The sequence below is a fragment of the Microvirgula curvata genome, assembly GCF_054781615.1.
In genome coordinates this window covers 24,988-45,614 of sequence record NZ_BAAGUB010000033.1, presented here as the reverse complement: position 1 = coordinate 45,614, position 20,627 = coordinate 24,988, and the positions used below count along the sequence as shown (strand labels likewise).

25 protein-coding genes, 1 other RNA gene and 1 riboswitch are annotated in these 20,627 nt (G+C 66.6%); of the genes, 17 read left to right on the top strand and 9 right to left on the bottom strand.

What is annotated here, in order from left to right; genetic code table 11:
- Positions 1 to 5: 5 nt before the first annotated feature.
- Positions 6 to 596, bottom strand: coding sequence for a histidine phosphatase family protein (locus ACYVG8_RS14790; protein WP_036386102.1), 591 nt, complete (start codon positions 594 to 596; stop codon positions 6 to 8).
- Positions 593 to 1,621, bottom strand: coding sequence for a nicotinate-nucleotide--dimethylbenzimidazole phosphoribosyltransferase (gene cobT / locus ACYVG8_RS14785; protein ID WP_028499497.1), 1,029 nt, complete (start codon positions 1,619 to 1,621; stop codon positions 593 to 595). The genes ACYVG8_RS14790 and cobT overlap by 4 nt, the downstream gene beginning before the upstream one ends.
- Before the next feature lie 154 nt (positions 1,622 to 1,775).
- Positions 1,776 to 1,965: riboswitch (cobalamin riboswitch) on the top strand.
- 131 nt (positions 1,966 to 2,096) lie between these two features.
- On the opposite strand from cobT, the gene ACYVG8_RS14780 reads away from it, so the two are divergent.
- The 9 genes from ACYVG8_RS14780 to ACYVG8_RS14740 all read left to right on the top strand — a co-directional run bounded on the left by ACYVG8_RS14780 (position 2,097) and on the right by ACYVG8_RS14740 (position 8,154).
- Positions 2,097 to 3,956: a TonB-dependent receptor domain-containing protein gene (locus ACYVG8_RS14780; RefSeq protein WP_158537483.1), complete on the top strand. Its 1,860-nt coding sequence runs from the start codon at positions 2,097 to 2,099 to the stop codon at positions 3,954 to 3,956.
- 34 nt (positions 3,957 to 3,990) lie between these two features.
- Positions 3,991 to 4,515, top strand: coding sequence for a bifunctional adenosylcobinamide kinase/adenosylcobinamide-phosphate guanylyltransferase (gene cobU / locus ACYVG8_RS14775; RefSeq protein ID WP_028499496.1), 525 nt, complete (start codon positions 3,991 to 3,993; stop codon positions 4,513 to 4,515).
- Positions 4,512 to 5,387 (top strand): cobalamin-binding protein, encoded by an 876-nt coding sequence (locus tag ACYVG8_RS14770; protein ID WP_460746174.1) that lies wholly within the window; start codon positions 4,512 to 4,514, stop codon positions 5,385 to 5,387. The genes cobU and ACYVG8_RS14770 overlap by 4 nt, the downstream gene beginning before the upstream one ends.
- Before the next feature lie 49 nt (positions 5,388 to 5,436).
- On the top strand, positions 5,437 to 5,742 hold the full coding sequence (locus ACYVG8_RS14765; RefSeq protein ID WP_036386101.1) for a carbohydrate porin: 306 nt from the start codon (positions 5,437 to 5,439) through the stop codon (positions 5,740 to 5,742).
- Positions 5,739 to 6,047 carry a cell division protein ZapA gene (locus ACYVG8_RS14760; RefSeq protein ID WP_028499494.1) on the top strand — a complete coding sequence of 103 codons (309 nt, stop codon included), beginning with the start codon at positions 5,739 to 5,741 and terminating at the stop codon, positions 6,045 to 6,047. The genes ACYVG8_RS14765 and ACYVG8_RS14760 overlap by 4 nt, the downstream gene beginning before the upstream one ends.
- Positions 6,048 to 6,061: 14 nt before the next feature.
- A non-coding RNA gene (gene ssrS, locus ACYVG8_RS14755) (6S RNA) lies at positions 6,062 to 6,240 on the top strand.
- A gap of 16 nt (positions 6,241 to 6,256) precedes the next feature.
- A complete protein-coding gene (locus tag ACYVG8_RS14750; RefSeq protein ID WP_028499493.1) occupies positions 6,257 to 6,835 on the top strand; it encodes a 5-formyltetrahydrofolate cyclo-ligase in 579 nt (192 codons plus the stop codon).
- 63 nt (positions 6,836 to 6,898) lie between these two features.
- Entirely contained in the window at positions 6,899 to 7,351 is a 453-nt protein-coding gene (locus ACYVG8_RS14745) for an EVE domain-containing protein (RefSeq protein ID WP_028499492.1), read from the top strand.
- Positions 7,351 to 8,154, top strand: coding sequence for a sulfite exporter TauE/SafE family protein (locus ACYVG8_RS14740; protein ID WP_460746173.1), 804 nt, complete (start codon positions 7,351 to 7,353; stop codon positions 8,152 to 8,154). The genes ACYVG8_RS14745 and ACYVG8_RS14740 overlap by 1 nt, the downstream gene beginning before the upstream one ends.
- Here ACYVG8_RS14740 and ACYVG8_RS14735 read toward each other — a convergent pair.
- Positions 8,151 to 9,062, bottom strand: a complete 912-nt coding sequence (locus ACYVG8_RS14735; protein WP_460746172.1) for a DMT family transporter — start codon at positions 9,060 to 9,062, stop codon at positions 8,151 to 8,153. The genes ACYVG8_RS14740 and ACYVG8_RS14735 overlap by 4 nt on opposite strands.
- Before the next feature lie 125 nt (positions 9,063 to 9,187).
- Here ACYVG8_RS14735 and ACYVG8_RS14730 point away from each other — a divergent pair, with 125 nt between their 5' ends.
- Positions 9,188 to 10,060: a helix-turn-helix domain-containing protein gene (locus ACYVG8_RS14730; RefSeq protein ID WP_460746170.1), complete on the top strand. Its 873-nt coding sequence runs from the start codon at positions 9,188 to 9,190 to the stop codon at positions 10,058 to 10,060.
- Here ACYVG8_RS14730 and ACYVG8_RS14725 read toward each other — a convergent pair.
- On the bottom strand, positions 10,057 to 10,827 hold the full coding sequence (locus ACYVG8_RS14725; protein WP_028499488.1) for an exodeoxyribonuclease III: 771 nt from the start codon (positions 10,825 to 10,827) through the stop codon (positions 10,057 to 10,059). The genes ACYVG8_RS14730 and ACYVG8_RS14725 overlap by 4 nt on opposite strands.
- 124 nt (positions 10,828 to 10,951) lie before the next feature.
- Here ACYVG8_RS14725 and pyrE point away from each other — a divergent pair, with 124 nt between their 5' ends.
- The 4 genes from pyrE to ACYVG8_RS14705 all read left to right on the top strand — a co-directional run bounded on the left by pyrE (position 10,952) and on the right by ACYVG8_RS14705 (position 13,697).
- Entirely contained in the window at positions 10,952 to 11,599 is a 648-nt protein-coding gene (pyrE, locus tag ACYVG8_RS14720) for an orotate phosphoribosyltransferase (protein ID WP_028499487.1), read from the top strand.
- Between the two features lie 120 nt (positions 11,600 to 11,719).
- On the top strand, positions 11,720 to 12,352 hold the full coding sequence (locus ACYVG8_RS14715; RefSeq protein ID WP_112692834.1) for a LemA family protein: 633 nt from the start codon (positions 11,720 to 11,722) through the stop codon (positions 12,350 to 12,352).
- Positions 12,349 to 13,200 carry a TPM domain-containing protein gene (locus ACYVG8_RS14710; protein WP_028499485.1) on the top strand — a complete coding sequence of 284 codons (852 nt, stop codon included), beginning with the start codon at positions 12,349 to 12,351 and terminating at the stop codon, positions 13,198 to 13,200. The genes ACYVG8_RS14715 and ACYVG8_RS14710 overlap by 4 nt, the downstream gene beginning before the upstream one ends.
- On the top strand, positions 13,200 to 13,697 hold the full coding sequence (locus ACYVG8_RS14705; protein ID WP_460746169.1) for a TPM domain-containing protein: 498 nt from the start codon (positions 13,200 to 13,202) through the stop codon (positions 13,695 to 13,697). Before ACYVG8_RS14710 ends, ACYVG8_RS14705 begins: the two co-directional genes overlap by 1 nt.
- Positions 13,698 to 13,749: 52 nt before the next feature.
- Here the strand turns inward: ACYVG8_RS14705 and purD are convergent, their stop codons facing one another.
- The 5 genes from purD to dusB all read right to left on the bottom strand — a co-directional run bounded on the left by purD (position 13,750) and on the right by dusB (position 18,929).
- Positions 13,750 to 15,030: a phosphoribosylamine--glycine ligase gene (gene purD, locus ACYVG8_RS14700; protein WP_028499483.1), complete on the bottom strand. Its 1,281-nt coding sequence runs from the start codon at positions 15,028 to 15,030 to the stop codon at positions 13,750 to 13,752.
- Between the two features lie 68 nt (positions 15,031 to 15,098).
- On the bottom strand, positions 15,099 to 15,965 hold the full coding sequence (locus ACYVG8_RS14695; protein WP_107889054.1) for a hypothetical protein: 867 nt from the start codon (positions 15,963 to 15,965) through the stop codon (positions 15,099 to 15,101).
- 4 nt (positions 15,966 to 15,969) lie between these two features.
- Complete coding sequence (gene purH, locus ACYVG8_RS14690) at positions 15,970 to 17,547, bottom strand: bifunctional phosphoribosylaminoimidazolecarboxamide formyltransferase/IMP cyclohydrolase (RefSeq protein ID WP_107889055.1); 1,578 nt, start codon at positions 17,545 to 17,547, stop codon at positions 15,970 to 15,972.
- A 95-nt stretch (positions 17,548 to 17,642) separates the two neighbouring features.
- A complete protein-coding gene (locus ACYVG8_RS14685; protein WP_028499480.1) occupies positions 17,643 to 17,882 on the bottom strand; it encodes a helix-turn-helix domain-containing protein in 240 nt (79 codons plus the stop codon).
- A 51-nt stretch (positions 17,883 to 17,933) separates the two neighbouring features.
- Positions 17,934 to 18,929 carry a tRNA dihydrouridine synthase DusB gene (dusB, locus tag ACYVG8_RS14680; RefSeq protein ID WP_107889056.1) on the bottom strand — a complete coding sequence of 332 codons (996 nt, stop codon included), beginning with the start codon at positions 18,927 to 18,929 and terminating at the stop codon, positions 17,934 to 17,936.
- Positions 18,930 to 19,149: 220 nt separating this feature from the next.
- Between dusB and ACYVG8_RS14675 the strand changes: the two genes are divergently transcribed.
- From ACYVG8_RS14675 to ACYVG8_RS14665, 3 genes are read left to right on the top strand one after another with little or no spacing between them, the layout of a single operon-like run.
- Positions 19,150 to 19,683, top strand: a complete 534-nt coding sequence (locus ACYVG8_RS14675) for a hypothetical protein (protein ID WP_460746167.1) — start codon at positions 19,150 to 19,152, stop codon at positions 19,681 to 19,683.
- A gap of 54 nt (positions 19,684 to 19,737) precedes the next feature.
- Complete coding sequence (locus ACYVG8_RS14670) at positions 19,738 to 20,148, top strand: type II toxin-antitoxin system TacA family antitoxin (protein WP_460746166.1); 411 nt, start codon at positions 19,738 to 19,740, stop codon at positions 20,146 to 20,148.
- On the top strand, positions 20,111 to 20,611 hold the full coding sequence (locus tag ACYVG8_RS14665; RefSeq protein WP_460746164.1) for a GNAT family N-acetyltransferase: 501 nt from the start codon (positions 20,111 to 20,113) through the stop codon (positions 20,609 to 20,611). Before ACYVG8_RS14670 ends, ACYVG8_RS14665 begins: the two co-directional genes overlap by 38 nt.
- The last annotated feature ends 16 nt before the right edge of the window (positions 20,612 to 20,627 follow it).

The following is a 20,627-nucleotide window of genomic DNA, read 5'->3' as shown; positions in this document are numbered from 1 at the left end:
CCGGCTCAACCCATTGCCGGGTTGGCCAGTGCAATCAGGTAGTCGGGGCAGCCGTCGGCCAGCGACAGCTGCACGTAACCGCCACGCGAGACGAACAGCCGTCGCGCGCTGGGCAGCGACAGTTCGAGCCGCGCGGCCAGCACGGCGGCGATCACGCCGCCGTGGGTAATCAGGACGGCGTGGCCGTCGCCGAGGCGCTCGACCCAGCTATCGAATGCGCTGATGACCCGGGTGCGGAAGCCGGCCAGCGTTTCGCCACCATCCGGCAGCAAGCGGCCGTTGCTGTACTCGGCCTGCCAGTCGGCCGGCAGGCCGTCCAGCGGGGCGCCGTCCCAGACGCCGAAATCGGTTTCGGCAAAACCGGCATCGACGTGCAGCGCCAGACCGGCATCGGCGGCGAAGTCTTCTGCCGATGCCAGACAGCGCTGCAGCGGCGAACAGGCGATCGCCGTGACCGGTGCCATGGCCGTCAGCGCCGGCCAGCCCCGGCGCATGGTGTCGCGTCCGGCCCCGGTCAGCGGCGGGTTGCTGCGCCGGCCGACCAGCAGGCCGGCGGCGTCGATCTCGCCGTGCCGCCACAAGGTAATGCGCTTCATTCGTGGTCCCGGTCGCTGACGCCGGCTTCGGCAAAGGTGGCCATGTCGGCATGCAGCCGGATCGCCATCTGCAGCATCGGCACGGTCAGCGCCGCGCCGGATCCCTCGCCGAGGCGCAGCCCGAAGTCGTACAGCGGCTCCAGCCCCATCGCGGTCAGTGCCAGCTCATGACCCAGTTCCCGGGAACGGTGCGAGGCCAGCAGCCAGTCGCGGGTGTCGATATCGATGCCGCAGGCGACCAGGGCCGCGGCTGCGGTGATGAAGCCGTCAACCAGTGCCGGTACACCGGCGCTGGCGGCTTCGAGGTAGTAACCGGCAATGGCGGCGATTTCCAGCCCGCCGACCTCGGCCAGCCAGCCGGCCGCCGTGTCGGTAGTCCGGGCGCGCAGCAGCGCCTTTTCGACCGCTCCCCGCTTGCGGGCCATGCCCTGGTCGTCCACACCGGTACCGCGCCCGACCACATCGACCGGGCGGGCGCCGCTCAGTGCGCAGATCAGCGCGGCCGACGGGGTGGTGTTGCCGATGCCCATCTCACCGGCGATCAGCAGCGTTGCACCGGCGGCAATGGCGCGGCGGGCGGCGGCGCGGCCGGCTTCGATCGCCTGTTCGCATTCCTGTTCCTGCATGGCCGGTTCGTCGCACAGATTGCGCGAACCGTAGCGGACCTTGGCATGCACGATCGGCATGGCCGGATCGAAGTCTGCCGCCACACCGACATCGACCACTTCCAGTGTCGCGTCGATTTCCCGCGCCAGCACACTGATTGCCGCCCCGCCGCGAACGAAGTTCTTCACCATCTCGGCGGTGACTTCGACCGGATAAGCCGAGACGCCGCTGCGGGCGACGCCATGGTCGGCGGCAAAGACAGTGATGGCGGGGCGCAGGCGCGAGGGAATGGCGCGGCCCTGCCAGGCCGCGAACTGGCAGGCGAGGGTTTCCAGCTTGCCGAGACTGCCGGCGGGTTTGGTCAGTCGCGCCTGGCGGGCGACGGCGGCATCGAAGGCGGACGCATCGGGATGGGGCATCAGGGGGTTCCGGAAGAGAGAAGGGAATCGTCCCGTCTTGCGGGGCGGCGAAAATCGAACGCGAGACCTTACCGCTGCGCCGGCAGCGCTTCAATCGGCATTACGGCGTAATTTGATCTTGCGGGCTGTCATGCCGGCATGCCGCCGCTATAATCCGGCTCCATCTTGCCAGGGTGTCCGCCGCCGTCAGGCGCGGATGAAACGGGAAGCCGGTGACAGGCCGGCGCTGCCCCCGCAACGGTATGGTTCGCATGCAAGCGGCTTCACGCGCCACTGCCCGACAGGGTGGGAAGGCGAGGCCGCGGGAACCCAGCCCGGAGACCGGCCCAGGCAATCTGCAGTGGAGTATCGCGGGGAGGCGGTATGACAGCGACAGCGCGACCGGCATCAGGCCGGGCCGCGCCGATTGTCCATTCTGAAAGGCCATGCGCCTGTCTTTCTCGCACTCCTGATCCGTTTCCAGGGAGTGTTTTTCGTGAAGTGCAATATCCGTAGCAAATGGTTTGTCGCCAGCCTGGCGTCGCTGGCAGTGGCGAATGCGTTCGCTGACGAACCCGCCACCACCGCCGGCGAAATCGTGGTGACCGCCAACCGTTCCGCCACCGACAGCCGTGAACAGACCCGTGACGTGACCGTGATCGGCCAGCAGGAAATCGCCCGTGCCGGCGGCCTGAACCTGCCGCAGCTGCTCGCGCGCCAGTCCGGCGTCGAGTATGCGAGCAACGGCGGCGATGGCCGCGCGAGCGCGCTGTATCTGCGCGGTACCAGCTCCAAGCAGTCGGTGGTGCTGATCGACGGCGTGCGCGTATCGTCGGCGACTTCGGGGCAGACCGCGCTGGAACAGATCCCGCTGGAACTGATCGACCATATCGAAATCGTGCGCGGCCCGGTATCCGGGCTGTACGGCGCTGATGCGATCGGCGGCGTGGTGCAGATTTTCACCAAACAGGGCAAGGGCGCACCGAAGCCGTACCTGAGCGCCGGCGTCGGCAATGACGGCACCTGGCGCGTCGGCGGCGGCATCGGCGGCGTGGTCGGCGATACCTCGTTCTCGCTGAACGTGGCCGGTCGCGGGACCGATGGCGGCTTCTCCGCCACCAATGCGCAGAACACGTTCAGCTACAACCCGGACGATGACGGCTACCGCAACCTCAGCTACAGCGCCAATGTGTCGCACCAGATCGTCGACGGCCATGAAATCGGCATCAAGCTGTTCCAGTCCTTCGGCAAGGCCGACTTTGACAACGGCACGCCGCTGGCCGACGACTACAACAAGCAGCGCGTCCAGAGCAACAGCGTGTACCTGAAAGACCGCTTCAGCGATGTATGGACCAGCACGCTGACCGTGACCAACGGTGTCGATCGCTACGAGACCTACAGCGGGGTGAATCTCGATCGCTCCGGTCTGTACAAGACCACCCAGGATACCTACACCTGGCAGAACGACCTGGACCTCGGCGTGGCCGGCCGGGTGGTGCTGGGTGCCGAGTACCTGAACCAGAAGGTCGACAGCACGCAGGCCTATACCCGGAACGAACGCAACAACAAGGCGGTGTTCGCCGGCTGGAGCGGCAATTTCGGCGACCACCTGCTGAATGCGTCGCTGCGTCATGACGACAACTCGCAGTTCGGTGAAAAGACCACCGGCTCGCTCGGCTATGGCTACCGGCTGACCGACAGCATCAAGCTGACCGCGAACTACGGGACCGCTTTCCGCGTGCCGACCTTCAACGATCTGTACTGGCCGCTGGCCTATGGTTTCCAGGGCAACCCGAACCTGAAGCCGGAGTCGGCCCGCAACGGGGAAGTCGGTGCCGAGTACAACGGGGCATACGGCATGCTGCGGCTGACGGCGTTCGAGAACCGCATCGACGACATGATCAATGGCTATGTGTGCAGCGGCAGCGGTCCGTGCACGGCGGAGAACGTCGACAAGGCCCGCATCCGCGGTCTGGCGCTGGCAGGCAGCACCACCCTGCTGGGTACCCGCATCGCCGCCAACGTCAACTGGCAGGACGGTGAGGATCGCAGCAATGGCAACCAGCTGTCGCAGCGCGCCAGGGTGTTCGGCAGCGTCGACGTCAGCCGCGACATCGGTCCGGTCACGCTGGGCAGTGCCCTGACCGCCGCCGGCTCGCGCTACAGCGATCCGGCCAACAAGCAGCCGCTGGCCGGTTATGGTCTGGTCGACCTGTATGCCGACTACCGGCTGACCCCGACCACCACGCTGTACGCGCGGGTCAACAATGTGTTCGACCGCGACTACACGCTGATCCGGAGTTTCAACCAGCCGGGCCGCGAGTGGCTGGTCGGCGTGAACTGGCAACCGAAGTAAGACCGTGCGTCCGGCATCCCCGGCAGGAGGTTCCATGCTGCATCTGATCACCGGCGGCGCCCGTTCGGGCAAAAGCCGCCATGCCGAGAAACTGGCGCTGGCCCACGTCGGCCCGGTGCATTACCTGGCGACCGCCAGTGTCGGTGATGCCGAGTTTGCCCACCGGGTGGCGATGCACCAGGCACGCCGGCCGGCGTCGTGGCGGGCGGTCGAGTGCGGTGTGGCCCTGAGTGACGCGCTGCAGGATGCCGCGCGTCCGGACGGGCTGGTGCTGATCGACTGCCTGACGCTGTGGCTGGCGCACTTTCTGGCGCCGGGGGAGGCGGAACGCTATCCGCAGGCGCGGGCCACGCTGCTCGACGCGCTGGCCTCGGCGGCGGGCGACGTGGTGGTGGTCAGCAATGAAATCGGCCTCGGCGTGGTGCCGATGGGCGCAGAAACGCGCTGGTTCGTCGATGAGCTGGGCTGGCTGAACCAGTCGGTTGCCGCCATTGCCGACCGGGTCACCCTGGTTGCCGCCGGCCTGCCGCTGGTGTTGAAGGGAGGGGCGTCGCAATGAAGCGAGTGCGCCATGTGGCCCTGCTGCTCTGCCTGTGCCCGCTGCCGGCCATGGCGACACCGGCCGGCGTCAGCGTCAGCGACGATACCGGTGCCCGCGTTTCACTGCCGCAGCCGGCGCGGCGCATCATTTCACTGGCACCGCATGCGACGGAAATGCTGTACGCGATCGGTGCTGGCGGGCGGCTGGTCGGGGCGACCAACTACAGCGACTGGCCGGATGCCGCCCGCCGCCTGCCGCGCGTCGGTGGCTACAGCGGCGTCAGCGTGGAGAAGGTCATGGCGCTGAAGCCGGATCTGGTGGTCGGCTGGGCCAGCGGCAATGCCCCGCGCGAGCTGGCGCGAATCCGGGCGCTCGGCATCCCGGTCTATCTGACCGAACCGGACTCGCTGGATACCGTGCCGGCCAGCATGGAAAAGCTCGGCATCCTCAGCGGCTTCAGTGACGGTGGCCGTCGTCAGGCCGCGGCGTTCCGGACCCGGATCGCCGCACTGCGCGAACGCCATGCCGGACTGACGCCGCTGCCGGTCTTCATCCAGATCAACGTGTCGCCGCTGATGACGGTCAACGGCCGCCAGTTCATCTCGGCACTGGTCGCGCTGTGCGGCGGCCGCAATGTGTTTGCCGCGCTGGCGCCGCGGGTGCCGCAGGTCGGGGTCGAGGCGGTGATGGCGGCGCGACCAGCGGTGATGCTGGTGCCGGGCGATGTCGACCGGCTCGCGGCGTGGAAGCGCTGGACGACGATTCCGGCGGTGGCGAACGGGCAGTTGTACGGCCTGCCGGAAGACCTGGTCAGCCGGCCGGGTCCGCGCCTTGCCGACGGCGCCAGCGCGGTCTGCCGCGTGCTGGACAGTGCCCGCAGCCGGCCGTGACCGGCCGGGATTTGACCCTGTCGGACGGCCACGCTACAGTGCCCCGGATATGGATACCGAACTCGAAAAACTCCAGGCCAGCGTGAGCGAGCTGGCCGCACTGGCCACCCGCCTCGGCAATGAGAATCGCGCCCTGCGCGCAGAGCGGGAGACGCTCGAGCAGGCCAATCGCACCGCGAACGAACGCGTGGCCGCCGCCGAACAGCGGCTGGTCGACCTGTCCGCGCGGCTGGCGGTGACCGAACAGCGCGCGCAGGATGCCGAAGCGCGCAATACCGACCTGACTGCCCGGCTCGATACCACGCGCTCGCGCATCGAAGCCCTCCTGACCCGACTGCCGGAGATCGATAAATGAGTGATACCGTCACCGTCGGCCTCGATCTGCTTGGCCGCCGCTTCACCTTTTCCTGCCCGTCCGAAGAACGCGACAGCCTGATGGCCGCCGCCCGCATCCTCGACGAGAAAATGCGCACCATCCGTGACAACAGCCGGGTGGTCGACGGCGAGCGCATCGCCATCCTCGCCGCGCTGAATCTGACCCATGACCTGATGCTGAAACGGGTCGAAAATCCGCTGGACATGGAAGCGATTCAACGTAAAATAGAATCCATCGACGAGACGGCACAGCGCGCCATACAGGCCCAGGCCGACTTGTTCTGATCTCTTACAGCTTTAGTCCCCTGCGGTGTTCGGGAAGGCTTAAATTCTCTGAACCAATAGATGTTAAAAGGCTGCCAGCTGATTGCGCGTGGGCGAGTCGTGCCGCTAGCCGGTGCGCCCGAAATGCGCTGCCGGTGGCCACCTGAACCTCAGGTTCGGGATGACAAGTCTAATCGGCACCTGCGGGGGCTACCCTCTTCTCCCTCCCCATGACCCTGACGGAAGCCAAGCGCGCCCTGCGCCGCGAACTGCGCGGCAAACGGCTGATGCTGACGCCCCGTTACCGGCTTTCCGCCGCGAACCGGGTCGCCATCCGGGCCCAGTCCTATCTGGCGCCGGGTCGTCGAATCGCCGTCTATCACGCCAGTGGCAGCGAGCTTTCGCTCGCGCCGCTGATTGCGCGCGCGCTCGCGCGCCGCTGCCGGGTGTTCTGGCCGGTGGTGCCGGCGCGCGGCCGGGTGCTTGGCTTCGTCGAACTCACGTCGTCCACCCGCTGGCGCGTCAGCCGGCTCGGCATCGTCGAACCGCTCGGGCCGGTGGTGCCGGCCTCGCGCCTGCAGGCGGTATTCATGCCGCTGGTCGGTTTCGATGCCGCCGGTTACCGGCTCGGCCAGGGGGGCGGCTACTACGATTGCACCCTGTCTCCGCTGATGCGCCGCCACGCCCGTCCGTGGCTGTTCGGCTGCGCGTTTGCCTGCCAGCGCGCCGACGCCATCCCGCGCGAGGCGCACGACCTGCCGCTGGACCGGGTCCTGACCGAACAGCGCGTCTGGCGGCCCGCCCGCTGATCGCCTGCTTGTTCCTGCCGTTCGCCGCAGGCACAATCGATTCCTTCCGCATAGTGAAATGACATGTTCTGGCTGATGAAGTCCGAGCCCGCCTGCTGGGGGATCGACGACCTTGCCCGCGACGGGCGTGGCGAGTGGACCGGGGTGCGCAACTACCAGGTGCGCAACTTTATCCGCGACCGCATGCGGCCCGGCGACCGGGCGTTCCTGTGGCATTCGAGCTGCCGCGAGATCGGCCTGGCCGGGGAGATGGACATTGCATCGGCCGCCTATCCGGACCCGACCCAGTTCGATCCCGACAGCCGCTACTTCGACCCGAAAGCCACGCCGGACCAGCCGCGCTGGTATTCGGTCGACGTGTCGTTCGTCACCCGCTATCCGCGGGTCATCACCATGGCCGAACTGCGTGCCGTGCCCGAGCTGGCGACCCTGCAGGTGCTGGCGCCGGGCAGCCGGCTGTCGGCCATGCCGGTCGATCCGGCACACTGGAAACTGATTCACGAAAGGTGGCGCTAGTGCCCGATCTGTCCATTCTGGCCGCGCTGGCCGGCGTCGGTGTCATTGCCGGTTTTCTGGCCGGCCTGCTGGGGGTGGGGGGCGGGCTGATCATCGTGCCGGCCATGGTGTGGACGCTGGAGGCCAGCGGTTTCCATACCCATGTCCAGCACCTGGCACTCGGCACCTCGCTGGCGGTGATGGTGTTCACCAGCATGTCCAGCGTGCGCGCCCATCATCTGCGCGGTGCCGTCGACTGGAGCATCGTGCGCCGGATGGCACCGTGGATGGTGATCGGCACGCTGGCCGGCACCCAGGTCGCCGGCTATCTGCCCAGCCGCGAACTCAAATGGTTCTTTGTCGTCTATGCGTACGCGGTTGCGGCGCAGATGCTGCTCGACAAGAAGCCGAAGGGCACGCGTACTCTGCCGCAAACCGCCGGCATGGGTGTCGCCGGTGGCCTGATCGGGCTGGTTTCCAGCTTTGTCGGCATCGGTGGCGGCTCGATGAGCGTGCCGTTCATGGTCTGGTGCCAGATCGCCGTACCGCGGGCGATTGCGACCAGTGCCGCGCTCGGCTGGCCGATCGCGGTGTCCGGCGCGATCGGCTACCTGATCAGCGGCTGGCAGGCTCCCGGCCTGCCGCCGTGGTCGGCCGGCTTCATCTATCTGCCGGGCCTGATCACGCTGTGCGTGATCACCAGCGCGCTGGCACCGCTGGGCGCGGCGCTGGCGCACCGCTTGCCGGTCAGCCGGCTGAAGAAGGTGTTCGCCGCCCTGATTGTGGTCATGGCGACCGACATGCTGTGGGGGCTGCTGCGCTAGCAGCCGGACTTCGCCCGCCGCCACAGCGGCCAGCCGGACCCGGCCGACGCCGGGCGGAACACCAGCCAGTTGCCGAGCATGACCAGGGCGACGCCGGCCAGCGCCAGCGGTGTCCATACATAGCCTTCGGCGAACACCGAAATGTTCAGCGCCACCAGCGGGAACAATACCGTGCAGTAGGCGGCGCGCTCCGGGCCAAGCCGGCCGACCAGCATCAGGTAGGCGGTGAAGCCGATCACCGAGCCGGGAATCGCCAGATACAGCAGCGCGCCGACATAGCCGGGGCTGGGGTCGAACACGAATGGCACGCCCGCCGCCGCACTGCCGACCAGCAGCACCAGCGCACCGCTCAGCATGCCCCAGGCGTTGGTGTACAGCGGCTTCAGGCCGAGTGACTGCAGCCGCGCCGACAGCAGGTTGCCGGCCGAGAAGCACAGGGTGCCGACCAGACTCAGGCCGAGGCCGATGGCCGTGCGCATGCCCGAGGTGTGGGAGAACTCCGGCGAGAACAGCGCCAGCAGGCCGAGCAGGCCGACGGCGCCGCCGAGAATCACGTTCGGGGCGATGCGGCGGCCGAGGAACAGGCGTGCATTGACCGCATTCCACAGCGCAGCCGTCGAGAACACCACCGCTTCCAGTCCGGTGGTGATGTAGTCCCCTGCATGGTAGAAGCACAGGAAATTGACGCAGAACAGGCACAGGCCCTGGGCGAATACCAGTCCCCAGGCCTGGCACGGCAGCGGTTTCAGCTGGCGACGCACGGCGAGAATGGCGAACAGCACGGCGGCGGCCAGGGCAAAGCGCCAGCCGATCGACAGGCTGACCGGCACCTCGCCGAGCTGCATCTTGATGGCGATCCAGGTCGTGCCCCAGATCAGCACGACGGACAGGTAAAGCAGGGCATTCATGATGAAACATCCGGAGACGGGAATGTTTCCATCATCACCAGTGATGGCCGTTGCTGCTTGCACGTTCTTGCGCTTTTGTTGCTGCGCGGCAGCATGCGCGGTCGGTCGGCAGTACACTGCCGCACATGGACTCGTCGCTGGACCATCAGATCTTCACCATCCTGTCCGAGCGCTCGCATGCCACGCTCGAACGCGCCGCCATGCTCAGCGACGGCATCGGCGTGGCCGAATGGCGCAACCACGACGACCAGACCTGCTACAGCGAACCGGGCAGTCATACGCTGTCGCTGTACCTGTCCGGCGGGCAGGGCACCTGGCGGCGCAGCCAGCCCGGCCACTATGGCGCACCGGGGCGACTGTGCCTGCTGCCGGGCGACCATGCGTCGGAATGGGTCATCGACGGCGACCTGCACTTCGTCCACCTGTATTTCTCGCCGACCCGGCTGGCCGAACTGATCGTGACCAGCATGGATCGCGAACCCCGCGCGGTGCAGCTGGCCGACCTGACCTATCTGGACGATGCCGTGCTGGCAGGCTGGTGTCGCCGCATCCACGCCATCGACTGGACGGAGGATGCCATGCGGCTGGCGGCGAACGAACTGGTACAGCAGACACTGCTGCACCTGGTGCGCCAGCACAGCGGCTGGCGGCCGTGCGCGGTCCGGGGCGGGCTGGCGCCGGCGCTGCGCCGGCGGCTGGTCGACTATATCGATGCCGGGCTGGATGGCGAGATCACGCTGGCCGAACTGGCCGGGCTGTGCGCGCTGTCCGAATTCCACTTTGCCCGTGCGTTTCGCGCCAGCTTCGGCCTGCCACCGCACGCCTGGCTGATTGCGCGCCGGCTCGACCGCGCGCGCCGCTTGCTGCGCGACGGCGACCTGCCGCTGACCGCGGTGGCGGCGGCCTGCGGCTTTGCCAGCGGCAGCCACCTGACGCGGCGCTTTCGCGACGCGCTTGGCGCAACGCCGTCGCAATATCGCGCGGCGTTGCGGCGTTAGCTGTAGTCGACGATCAGCGGCGCGTGATCGGAGAACTTCTCGTCCTTGTAGACGCTGGCCGAGGTGGCACGCGCGGCCAGTGCCGGTGTGGCGATCTGGTAGTCGATGCGCCAGCCGACGTCCTTGGCATAGGCCTGGCCGCGGTTCGACCACCAGGTGTAGCCGGGGATGTCCGCATACAGCCGGCGCCAGACGTCGACGAAGCCGACGCGGTCGAACACGTCGCTCAGCCACGCGCGTTCCTCGGGCAGGAAGCCGGAGTTCTTCAGGTTGCCCTTCCAGTTTTTCAGGTCGATTTCCTTGTGGGCAATATTCCAGTCACCGCACAGCACCAGGTCACGGCCTTCGGCGATCAGCGCTTCCAGTTGCGGCAGGAAGGCGGCCATGAAGGCGAATTTCACCTGCTGGCGCTCTTCGCTGGACGAGCCGGACGGCAGGTACAGCGAAATCACGCTCAGCGGGCCGAAATCGGCGCGCAGATAGCGGCCTTCGGCATCGAACTCGGGCAGGCCAAGTCCTTCGATCACCCGGTCCGGCTGCTGGCGGGCATAGATGCCGACGCCGCTGTAGCCCTTCTTCTCCGCGCAATGGAAGGCACTGAACGGGTAGCCGGGCGGCTGGCGGTGAAGGGGCGACAGGTCGGCGTCCTGGGCCTTCAGCTCCTGTACGCAGACGATGTCGCCGCCGCTGCCGGCCAGCCAGTTGAAAAACCCTTTCTTGTCCGCCGAGCGGATACCGTTGAGGTTGGCGCTGATGATGCGTGGCAAAGTGGATCTCCGGGAAGGGGGTTGCGGGGCGGGATGCGGCGTGACGCGAGGCGCCGGCACGGGTATGCTTCGCGCCGTTTGCGCGGCCGCGCTGGACGGCCGCCACCGGATCAGGAGTGGGGCCATGAGCGATTTTCGTCAGGATTTTATTCGTTTCGCCGTCGATGAGCAGGTTTTGCGCTTCGGCGAGTTCGTTACCAAGGCCGGCCGGCCGAGCCCGTACTTCTTCAATGCGGGCCTGTTCAACCACGGCGCGAGCCTGCTGGCACTGTCGCGCTTCTATGCCCAGTCGATCGACGCCAGCGGCATCGGCTTCGACATGATGTTCGGCCCGGCCTACAAGGGCATCGTGCTGGCCGGTGGCGTGACCATGGCACTGGCCGAACGTGGTCGCGACGTGCCGTTCGCCTACAACCGCAAGGAAGCCAAGGACCATGGCGAAGGCGGCGTGCTGGTCGGCGCCCCGCTGCGTGGTCGGGTGCTGGTGATCGATGACGTGATTTCCGCCGGTACTTCGGTGCGCGAATCGGTCGAGCTGATCCGTGCCGCCGGCGCGGAACCGGCCGGTGTCGCCATTGCGCTGGACCGGATGGAACGCGGTCAGGGCACGCTGTCGGCCACCCAGGAAGTAGCCGAACAGTTCGGTATCCCGGTGGTCGCCATCGCAACCCTCGACGATCTGCTCGGCTACCTGGCCGGCGCGCCGGAACTCGAACAGAACCTGCAGCGGGTGCAGGCCTATCGTCAGCAGTACGGGGTGGCGGCGAGCTGAACCGGACCCCGGCAGTGCAAAAGCCACGGGCATATTTCCGTGGTTTTTTGCATTCCGTTACCCTGCCTGCCCCCTTTTTCTACAATACTTCCGGATATTGCCAATTCCGGGAGTCGATAAATGCGCACGCTATGGAAACTGTTGATCGCCGCATGGGTGCTGAGCCTGTCCGGTTGCGGCTACAACACGCTGCAGGCCAATGACGAGCAGATCAAGGCCAGCTGGGCTGAAGTGGTGAACCAGTACCAGCGTCGTGCCGATCTGGTGCCGAATCTGGTCAATACGGTCAAGGGCTATGCGACGCACGAGGAAAAAGTGCTGACCCAGGTCACCGAGGCACGGGCGCGGGTGGGCAGCATCCAGGCCTCGCCGGAACTGGTCAACGACCCGGAGGCGTTTGCCCGCTTCCAGTCGGCGCAGGCCGGTCTGAGCAGCGCGCTGTCGCGCCTGCTGGTGGTGTCGGAGAACTATCCGGACCTGAAGGCCAATACCGGCTTCCGCGATCTGCAGGCGCAACTGGAAGGCACCGAGAACCGCATTACCGTGGCCCGCAACCGCTATATCCAGTCGGTGCAGGACTATAACCTGACCGTGCGCAGCTTCCCGTCCAACCTGACCGCCATGGCATTCGGCTACAAGGTCAAGCCGAACTTCACGGTGGAAAACGAACGCGCCATCTCGACGGCGCCGACGGTCGATTTCGGCACCACGCCGGCGGCGCCTGCCGCTGCGGCACCGGGCACGACGAAATGACCCTTGCCGCCACGACCAGGACCCTGCTGACGGCAGTGGCCCTGGTCTGCAGCCTGTTCGCCGCCGCCGGGCCGGTGGCGGTGCCGGCGCTGACCGCGCGGGTGACCGATCTGACCGATACGCTGGACGCCGGGCAGCGCGCCGCGCTGGAGCAGAAGCTGCAGGCCTTCGAGGCGAAGAAGGGCAGCCAGCTGGCGCTGCTGATCGTGCCGACCACTGGCGACGACAGCATCGAGCAATACGGCATGCGGGTGGTCGAGCAATGGAAGCTCGGGCGCAAGAAGGTCGACGACGGGGCACTGCTGATCGTGGCCAGGAATGACCGCAGCCTGCGCATCGAGGTCGGCTACGGGCTGGAGGGCGCGCTGAATGACGCGACCGCCAAGCGGATCATCAGCGAAATCATCGTGCCGCATTTCCGTGACGGCGATTTCTATGCCGGCATCGATGCCGGCCTAGACAGCATGATGGCGGTCATCGATGGCGAGCCCCTGCCGGCGCCGCAGGCGCCGCGTGGCGAGAACGGCGGTGGCGGGCTGGACCTGCTGGTGTTTGCCGTGGTGCCGGTGTTCGTGCTGGGCGGGCTGCTGCGCAGCATGCTGGGCCGGCTGCCGGCCGCACTGCTGCTGGGGGCGGGGACGGCGGCGGTGTTCGAATGGCTGTTTGCCACCCCCTTGCTGCTGACGCTCGGTGCCGGTGCGCTGTCCTTCGTGCTGACCCTGCTCGGCATCGTGGGGACCGGTGGCGGCTTTGGCGGCGGGGGCTTCGGTGGTGGTGGCGGACGCGGCGGCGGATTCGGTGGCGGCGGTGGGGGCTTTGGTGGTGGTGGGGCTTCGGGAAAATGGTAATGACAGTATGCAAACGCCTGTTCAGGCATCTGGGCATGACACGCTGGCGCCAGCGGCAGGCATTTCCGCCGGCGACGCTGGCGGCGATCGAGGCCGCCATCGCCAGCGGTGAAAGCCGCCATGGCGGGCAGGTGCGCTTTGCGGTCGAGGATGCGCTGTCGCCGGGGGCGATCCTGGGCGGGCGCACGGCGCAGAGCCGCGCCATCGAGGTGTTTTCGCTGCTGCGGGTCTGGGATACCGAGCACAATAACGGCGTGCTGGTTTATGTGCTGCTGGCGGACCGGGCGGTCGAAATCGTTGCCGATCGCGGCATCGATGCCAGGGTGGGGGCGGCCGGCTGGGCCGGGATTTGCGAGCAGATGGAAACGGCCTTTGGCCGCCGCGACTTCCGTGGCGGTGCGCTGGACGGCATTGCGGCGGTGACCGGGGTCATTGCGACCCATTTCCCGGCCGGTGGCGGGCCGAACGAGCTGCCGGACCGGCCGGTGCTGCTGTAGCGGCATGGGTGAGCAGCGACGGCCGCTGTGGCGTCGCTGCTCACCCCTCCGCTCAGGCGGGACGACGCGCCAGTGCCCGGGCGCCGATGTCACGGCGCATCTGCCGGCCGTCGAAGTAGATCTGGTCGGCCACTTCATAGGCGCGGTGCTGGGCCATGCGCACGCTGTCGCCGAGCGCCGTCACGCACAGCACGCGGCCGCCGGCGGTAACGACCTGCTGCTGCTCGTTGAAGCGGGTGCCGGCATGGAACACGACGCAGTCGGCGCTTTCTGCCGGCAGGCCGTTGATCACGTCGCCGGCCTTCGGCGTTTCCGGGTAGTTGCCGGCGGCGAGCACGACACCCAGTGCCACGCGGCGATCCCATTCGGCCTCTACCTTGTCCAGGCGGCCATTGACGCCGGCTTCCAGCAGTACGGTGAAGTCGGACTTCAGTCGCAGCATGATCGGCTGGGTCTCCGGGTCGCCGAAGCGGCAGTTGAACTCGATCACCGACGGCGAGCCCTGGGCATCGATCATCAGCCCGGCATACAGGAAGCCGGTGTAGACGTGGCCGTCCTTCTTCATGCCTTCGAGCGTCGGCAGGATGATTTCGCGCATCACCCGGGCATGGACGCCGGGGGTGACCACCGGTGCCGGGCTGTAGGCACCCATGCCGCCGGTGTTCGGGCCCTGGTCGTGGTCCAGCAGGCGCTTGTGGTCCTGGCTGGTGGCCATCGGCAGCACATGGTCGCCGTCGACCATGACGATGAAGCTGGCTTCCTCGCCGACGAGGAAGTCCTCGATCACCACACGGTGACCGGCGTCGCCCATCTTGTTGCCGAGCAGCATGTCGTCGATGGCGGCATGCGCTTCTTCCGGCGTCATTGCCACGATCACACCCTTGCCGGCGGCCAGGCCATCGGCCTTGATGACGATCGGTGCGCCCTTGCGGTCGATATACGCGTGCGCGGCGGCGGCATCGCTGAAGGTTTCATAAGCGGCGGTCGGAATGCCATGGCGCTTCATGAATGCCTTGGCGAAGTCCTTGGACGATTCAAGCTGGGCCGCATACTGGGTCGGGCCGAAGATCTTCAGCCCGGCCGCGCGGAACGCATCGACCACGCCGGCCGCCAGCGGCGCTTCCGGTCCGACCACGGTCAGCGCAACGTCCTCGTCGCGGGCGAATGCCACCAGCGCGGGAATGTCGGTGACGGCGATATTGGTCAGGTGCGGGTCGAGCGCCGTACCGGCGTTGCCGGGGGCAACGAAGACCTTGGAGACGCGGGGCGATTTGGCGATGCGCCAGGCGAGCGCATGCTCGCGACCGCCCCCGCCGATGACCATGACTTTCATGCTGTTTCCTCAATGTCTGCGACACGGGCCGTCAGCGACGACCCCGGTGGTCCGTTCGTCGGCCAGGCCTAGAACGAGATGTTGAATGCTTTGGGCACCGGATAGCGCAGGGTGGCCGCATCCGGTTGCAGTGTCATTTTGCGCTGGATGGCCTGCCCGCGCAGCCGTCCGCTCCAGTCGACTTCCAGTGAATAGAACGGCTTGCCCGCCTCGGGAACCAGGCGCCAGCTGGCGGTCAGCTCGGTGCTGACCGGGCAGTTCGACGCATCGGGGCAGGTGCCGGCATCGCTGGCGCTGGTGACCAGCTCGCCCATCGGGACGATATGGCCGTCGCGCGCAGCGAAGAATTCGACGTTCTCGCGGCTGTAGCCCATGTGCGTCCAGCCATTGCTGATCTGCCAGCCCCAGGCCTGCTCGCCGAGCCGGACCAGCCGGACCCCGGGCGCCATGCCCTGGGTACCGGCGGTCAGGGTACGGCTGTCCTTCAGCACGAAGTCGCCGGCCTGGTCGGCGAACAGCAGCGTTCGCACCTGGCCGGAAGCCGCGAAGCTGTCCATGCCGTCGCCCTGTGCATCCACGGTGTCGGCCACGAAGGCGGTCAGCGCGTAATGCACACCGTCGGCGGCGGTGAAGAACTGCGGGGCGAGGAAGTGGCCGTCGAGGCGGGTCGGGCCGTTCTGGGTCTCGGCATCGACCAGCCAGCGACCGGGTTTCGGACCGGCGCTCATCTTCTGCGCGCTGCGATAGTGCTCGAGACCGCGTTCCAGCGTCCGGCCGTCGGGTGCCGGTGCCACCGCCACCGCCGTGGCGGCGGGGGCAGCGGACACGGCGGCAGCCGGCGTGGTGGTCAGCATGCGGACCAGGACGGCCAGCACGATGCCCGCCAGCGCCAGAATGGCCAGAAACAGCAGCAGGGGTGTTTTTTTCCTGGTCACGGGCTTAGTGGCGGAAGTGGCGGAAGCCGGTAAATACCATGGCGATGCCGTGTTCGTCAGCTGCGGCGATCACTTCCTCGTCACGCATCGAGCCACCCGGCTGGATGATGGCGGCGATGCCCTGCTCGGCGATCACGTCGACCCCGTCGCGGAACGGGAAGAACGCATCCGACGCGGCCACGGCGTTCTTCAGTGCCAGACCGGCATCCTGCGCCTTGCGGGCAGCGATGCGGGTCGAGTCGACGCGGCTCATCTGGCCGGCGCCGATGCCGGCGGTCTGGCCGTTGGCAACGAACACGATGGCGTTCGACTTGACGAACTTGGCCACACGCCAGGCGAACAGCAGGTCGCCAAGCTGTTGCGCGGTCGGCTGGGCTTTGGTGACCACCTTCAGCTCGGCGGCGGTGACGTTCTTGATGTCCGGCGTCTGTACCAGCACGCCGCCGCCAACGCGCTTCAGCTCGAAGCGGTTCGAGCCGGCGGCAACCGGCACTTCCAGCACGCGGACGTTTTTCTTCGCCGCGATCAGCTGGCGCGCTTCGTCGGTGAACGACGGCGCGATCAGCACTTCGAGGAACTGGCCGGTCACGGCCTCGACGGTCGGGCCGTCCACCTCGCGGTTGAAGGCGATGATGCCGCCGAAGGCACTGGTGGTATCGGTCGCGAACGCCAGCCGGTAGGCGGTCAGCGGATCGGCTGCGACGGCGACACCGCACGGGTTCGCGTGCTTGACGATCACGCAGGCGGCATCCTCGAAGGTCTTGACCGCTTCCCATGCCGCATCGGCATCGGCGATGTTGTTGTAGCTGAGTTCCTTGCCCTGCAGCTGCCTGTAGTGGGCAAGGGCGCCCGGTGCCGGGTCGAGGTCGCGGTAGAACGCGGCGGCCTGGTGCGGATTTTCGCCGTAGCGCATGTCCTGGGCCTTGACCAGCTGGACATTGAGGCGGTTCGGGAAGATGACCCGGCTCGGCTTGCCGCTGAGTTCGCCATCGGACAGCGAAGTCAGCCAGTTGCTGATCGCGCCGTCATAGGCGGCGGTGTGGGTGAAGGCCTTCTTGGCCAGCGAGAAGCGCGTGGCGCGCGACAGGGCGCCGGTGGTCGAACCCAGTTCTTCGAGCAGCGGTGCGTAGTCGGCACTGTCGGTGACGATGGCGACGTGGGCCCAGTTCTTGGCTGCCGAGCGGACCATGGTCGGGCCGCCGATGTCGATGTTCTCGATGGCGTCCTCGATGGTGCAGTCGGGATCGGCAACGGTGGACTCGAACGGATACAGGTTCACGCACACCAGGTCGATGTTGCCGATGCCGTGTTCGACCATCTTGGCGACATGTTCCGGCAGATCGCGGCGACCGAGAATGCCGCCATGGATTTTCGGATGCAGGGTCTTGACCCGGCCATCGAGCATTTCCGGGAAGCCGGTGTAGTCGGCGACCTCGATGACCGGCACATTGTTGTCGGCCAGCAACTTGGCAGTGCCGCCGGTGGAGAGGATTTCCACGCCATGGGCGGCGAGGCCGCGGGCGAAGTCGAGAATGCCGGTCTTGTCGGAAACGCTGATCAGCGCGCGTTCGATTTTGGTCATGACAGCCTTGATGGATGTGAGAGTCGAAAGGGAAAGGAGCCTGTTCACGGTCGCGGTCGGATCATGGCGCCTCCCGGCGTCATGACCCGCCGGGCTTACAGCATCTGGTACATCTTCATCTTTTTCCTGAGCGTATTCCGGTTCAGGCCCAGCAGGTCGGCGGCACGGGTCTGGTTGCCGCCGGCGTAATCGAGCACGACCTCGAGCAACGGCTTTTCCACCCGCGCCAGCACCATGTCGTAGATGGCGCACGGCTGTTCTCCGTCCAGATCCTGGAAATACTGCTCCATGGCGAGCCGGATGGATTCGGAAAGATGGTCGTGGCGTGGTGTCATTGTTGTCGTGCCGTCGAGGTTGAACAAGTCGCCGTCCGTCCGGAAGGCGGGTTACTGTGCATAGTCGAGCCGTGAACCGTGCTCGGCCAGGCGGTCGAAATAGTCGGCCACCGCCCGGTGCTGACCGGCGGTGGATTCCAGCTGGTACATCGCCTGCCGGAACGCATTGGCATCGCGCAGGCCGTTGGTATACCAGGCGATGTGCTTGCGGGCGACGCGGCAGCCCTGGTATTCACCATAGAAGCCATACAGGTCATCAAGGTGTTCCAGCAGCACGCCGCGCACTTCGCGGATCTCCGGCGGCGGCAGACGGGTGCCGGTGTCCAGATAGTGCTGGATCTCGCGGAAGATCCACGGCCGGCCCTGGGCGGCGCGGCCGATCATGATCGCGTCGGCGCCGGTGTGCGCCAGCACGGCGCGGGCTTTCTCCGGCGAATCGATGTCGCCGTTGGCGATGACCGGGATCGAGACCGCCGCCTTGACCGCCGCGATGGTGTCGTATTCGGCGTCGCCGCGATACAGGTCCTCGCGCGTGCGGCCGTGCAGCGCCAGTGCCTGGATGCCGGCGGCCTCGGCGATGCGGGCCACGGTCAGCGCATTGCGATGGTCGCGGCTCCAGCCGGTGCGGGTCTTCAGCGTGACCGGCACGTCGACTGCGCCGACCACGGCTTCCAGAATGCGGCCGACCAGCGCCTCGTCACGCAGCAGCGCGCTGCCGGCGGCGACATTGCAGACCTTCTTGGCCGGGCAGCCCATATTGATGTCGATGATGGCAGCGCCGTAATCGACATTGCGCCGGGCCGCTTCGGCCATCTGCGCCGGATCGGCGCCGGCGATCTGTACCGAGATCGGTGCCGGTTCGCCACTGTGGTCGGCCCGCTTCAGCGTCTTGCGGGTGGTGGCCAGTGCGGTATTCGCGGCAATCATCTCGCTGACCGCCAGCCCGGCGCCGAAACGCCGGCACAGCATGCGGAACGGACGATCGGTGACCCCTGCCATCGGCGCGACGACAAGCTTGTTGGGGAGACGATGCGGACCGATGTTCATGTGTGCTTAAAAAATAGGCAATTGGGCAGCGAGGGGCGCCATTTTAATCGCTTTTCCACAGCGGGTAAAAAGCTTTTTGCCTAAATTTTGTGCGCTTTCAATCGATATCCCGCATGAGGCACGTGCCGCGTGCCGGCGCGGGCCCGGCAATGGCAGAATATTCACTTTGCACCCGTCGTCGACCCGGGGCCCACACGGTCGTCATGACATAATCCCCCCCATGAAAAGACTCGGCCTGTTCCTGATTCCTGCGTTGCTCGGCGGTTGCGCCGCTGTCGGCGTCAACTCCCCCAACCATGGCTTCGATGACGGCAATCTGTACCAGTATGCGGCGCGACCGCTCAGCAGCGGCCAGGACGCCGAGCTGACCGTCTGGGCGCCGTATATGGGACTGGGCCAGCCGCAGCTGTACGAGGCGCTGTCGCACTATGCGGCGCGGGAGGCGCAGGCGCGTGGCTGCACCAGCTACCAGCTGTCGAACCAGACCAGCGGCATTACCAATACCCTGTGGCGCGGGCAGCGCTATGTGCGCGGCAATCTGCTGTGCACGGTGGCCGTGCCGCCGGCGCCGGTGGTGACCGATATGTATCCGCCGATCTACTCCGCGCCGGTGGCCGAACCGCTGGTGCGGCCGGCGCTGAAGCCGACCAAGGCGCCGGCGCGGAAAAAAACCGGGAAGAAGACGGTGAAGAAAAAAAAGCCGGCCGCCTGCGCCTGCCCGGCGCCGACACCGGCAGCCAAACCGAAGCCGTAGCAATCAGCAATAATGGCGCCATTTTGGCGCCATTATTGTTTTTGTGGTGCCATAATGGCACTGATACTGGCGTACGCCGGTTTCTCTGACATGGATTGCACGGATGCCAACGTATCCGGGAGAAGTGAAATGACGCTAGCAAAAGAGCGGGTTGTCCCCGCTGCGGCCCGGGGGAGGATATCGGCGCGTGTTCCACAGAGCGTGCAGGAGCACCTGCAGCAGGCTGCCGATCTGACCGGCGCGACGCTTAACCAGTTTGTTGTCCAGGCGGCGCTGGATGCCGCGGAAAAGGTGCTGGCCAGGGAGCGATCTCTCTTATTGTCCGATGAGGAGGCCAGGCGCTTCTGTCAGTTGCTGGACCATCCATCCGAGCCCAATGCTGCCTTGCGTGGCGCTCATGAACGCTATTCCGCCAGAAAGGTTCCTCATGCAGGCACGGATTCAACCTTTGAATTCGACGCATGAGCGTGGTGCGTTTCGTTGTGGTCACGCTGAACTGGACCGCTGGCTGGCGGAGGTTGCCGGGCAGCACCAATTGAAGGACCTGTCGAGGACGTTCGTCCTTGCCAGTCTCGCTGAACCGGACAAGATCCTTGGGTTTTATGCGCTTGCGACCAGCGAGATTCCTACCGGGAACTTTCCGCCCGGGCTGGCCAGAAAACGTCCCCGAGTGATACCGGTTGCCCGCATGGGCCGGTTGGCGGTGGATGGGGCCTCGCAAGGGAAGGGATATGGAGAGACGCTGCTGCTGGATGCGCTGAAGCGGGTCGAGTCACTATCTGCGTCGATAGGAATCAATGCCGTTGTGGTCGATGCCAAGGACGACGACGCAGCGCGGTTCTACAGCCGCTATGGATTCACGCCGCTCAGTCATCATCCCCTCACGCTGGTCATGCCGCTAACCCTCGTTCGTCAGCTTGGGTCGTAGCGGATAAAGAGGAACG

Excerpts from the sequence above, each read along its gene's own strand:
- ACYVG8_RS14790 (WP_036386102.1), bottom strand. The coding sequence starts at position 596 with ATGAAGCGCATTACCTTGTGGCGGCACGGCGAGATCGACGCCGCCGGC.
- cobT (WP_028499497.1), bottom strand. The coding sequence starts at position 1,621 with ATGCCCCATCCCGATGCGTCCGCCTTCGATGCCGCCGTCGCCCGCCAG.
- cobU (WP_028499496.1), top strand. The coding sequence starts at position 3,991 with ATGCTGCATCTGATCACCGGCGGCGCCCGTTCGGGCAAAAGCCGCCAT.
- ACYVG8_RS14770 (WP_460746174.1), top strand. The coding sequence starts at position 4,512 with ATGAAGCGAGTGCGCCATGTGGCCCTGCTGCTCTGCCTGTGCCCGCTG.
- ACYVG8_RS14765 (WP_036386101.1), top strand. The coding sequence starts at position 5,437 with ATGGATACCGAACTCGAAAAACTCCAGGCCAGCGTGAGCGAGCTGGCC.
- ACYVG8_RS14760 (WP_028499494.1), top strand. The coding sequence starts at position 5,739 with ATGAGTGATACCGTCACCGTCGGCCTCGATCTGCTTGGCCGCCGCTTC.
- ACYVG8_RS14750 (WP_028499493.1), top strand. The coding sequence starts at position 6,257 with ATGACCCTGACGGAAGCCAAGCGCGCCCTGCGCCGCGAACTGCGCGGC.
- ACYVG8_RS14745 (WP_028499492.1), top strand. The coding sequence starts at position 6,899 with ATGTTCTGGCTGATGAAGTCCGAGCCCGCCTGCTGGGGGATCGACGAC.
- ACYVG8_RS14735 (WP_460746172.1), bottom strand. The coding sequence starts at position 9,062 with ATGAATGCCCTGCTTTACCTGTCCGTCGTGCTGATCTGGGGCACGACC.
- ACYVG8_RS14730 (WP_460746170.1), top strand. The coding sequence starts at position 9,188 with ATGGACTCGTCGCTGGACCATCAGATCTTCACCATCCTGTCCGAGCGC.
- pyrE (WP_028499487.1), top strand. The coding sequence starts at position 10,952 with ATGAGCGATTTTCGTCAGGATTTTATTCGTTTCGCCGTCGATGAGCAG.
- ACYVG8_RS14715 (WP_112692834.1), top strand. The coding sequence starts at position 11,720 with ATGCGCACGCTATGGAAACTGTTGATCGCCGCATGGGTGCTGAGCCTG.
- ACYVG8_RS14710 (WP_028499485.1), top strand. The coding sequence starts at position 12,349 with ATGACCCTTGCCGCCACGACCAGGACCCTGCTGACGGCAGTGGCCCTG.
- ACYVG8_RS14705 (WP_460746169.1), top strand. The coding sequence starts at position 13,200 with ATGACAGTATGCAAACGCCTGTTCAGGCATCTGGGCATGACACGCTGG.
- purD (WP_028499483.1), bottom strand. The coding sequence starts at position 15,030 with ATGAAAGTCATGGTCATCGGCGGGGGCGGTCGCGAGCATGCGCTCGCC.
- purH (WP_107889055.1), bottom strand. The coding sequence starts at position 17,547 with ATGACCAAAATCGAACGCGCGCTGATCAGCGTTTCCGACAAGACCGGC.
- ACYVG8_RS14685 (WP_028499480.1), bottom strand. The coding sequence starts at position 17,882 with ATGACACCACGCCACGACCATCTTTCCGAATCCATCCGGCTCGCCATG.
- dusB (WP_107889056.1), bottom strand. The coding sequence starts at position 18,929 with ATGAACATCGGTCCGCATCGTCTCCCCAACAAGCTTGTCGTCGCGCCG.
- ACYVG8_RS14675 (WP_460746167.1), top strand. The coding sequence starts at position 19,150 with ATGAAAAGACTCGGCCTGTTCCTGATTCCTGCGTTGCTCGGCGGTTGC.
- ACYVG8_RS14670 (WP_460746166.1), top strand. The coding sequence starts at position 19,738 with ATGGCACTGATACTGGCGTACGCCGGTTTCTCTGACATGGATTGCACG.
- ACYVG8_RS14665 (WP_460746164.1), top strand. The coding sequence starts at position 20,111 with ATGCAGGCACGGATTCAACCTTTGAATTCGACGCATGAGCGTGGTGCG.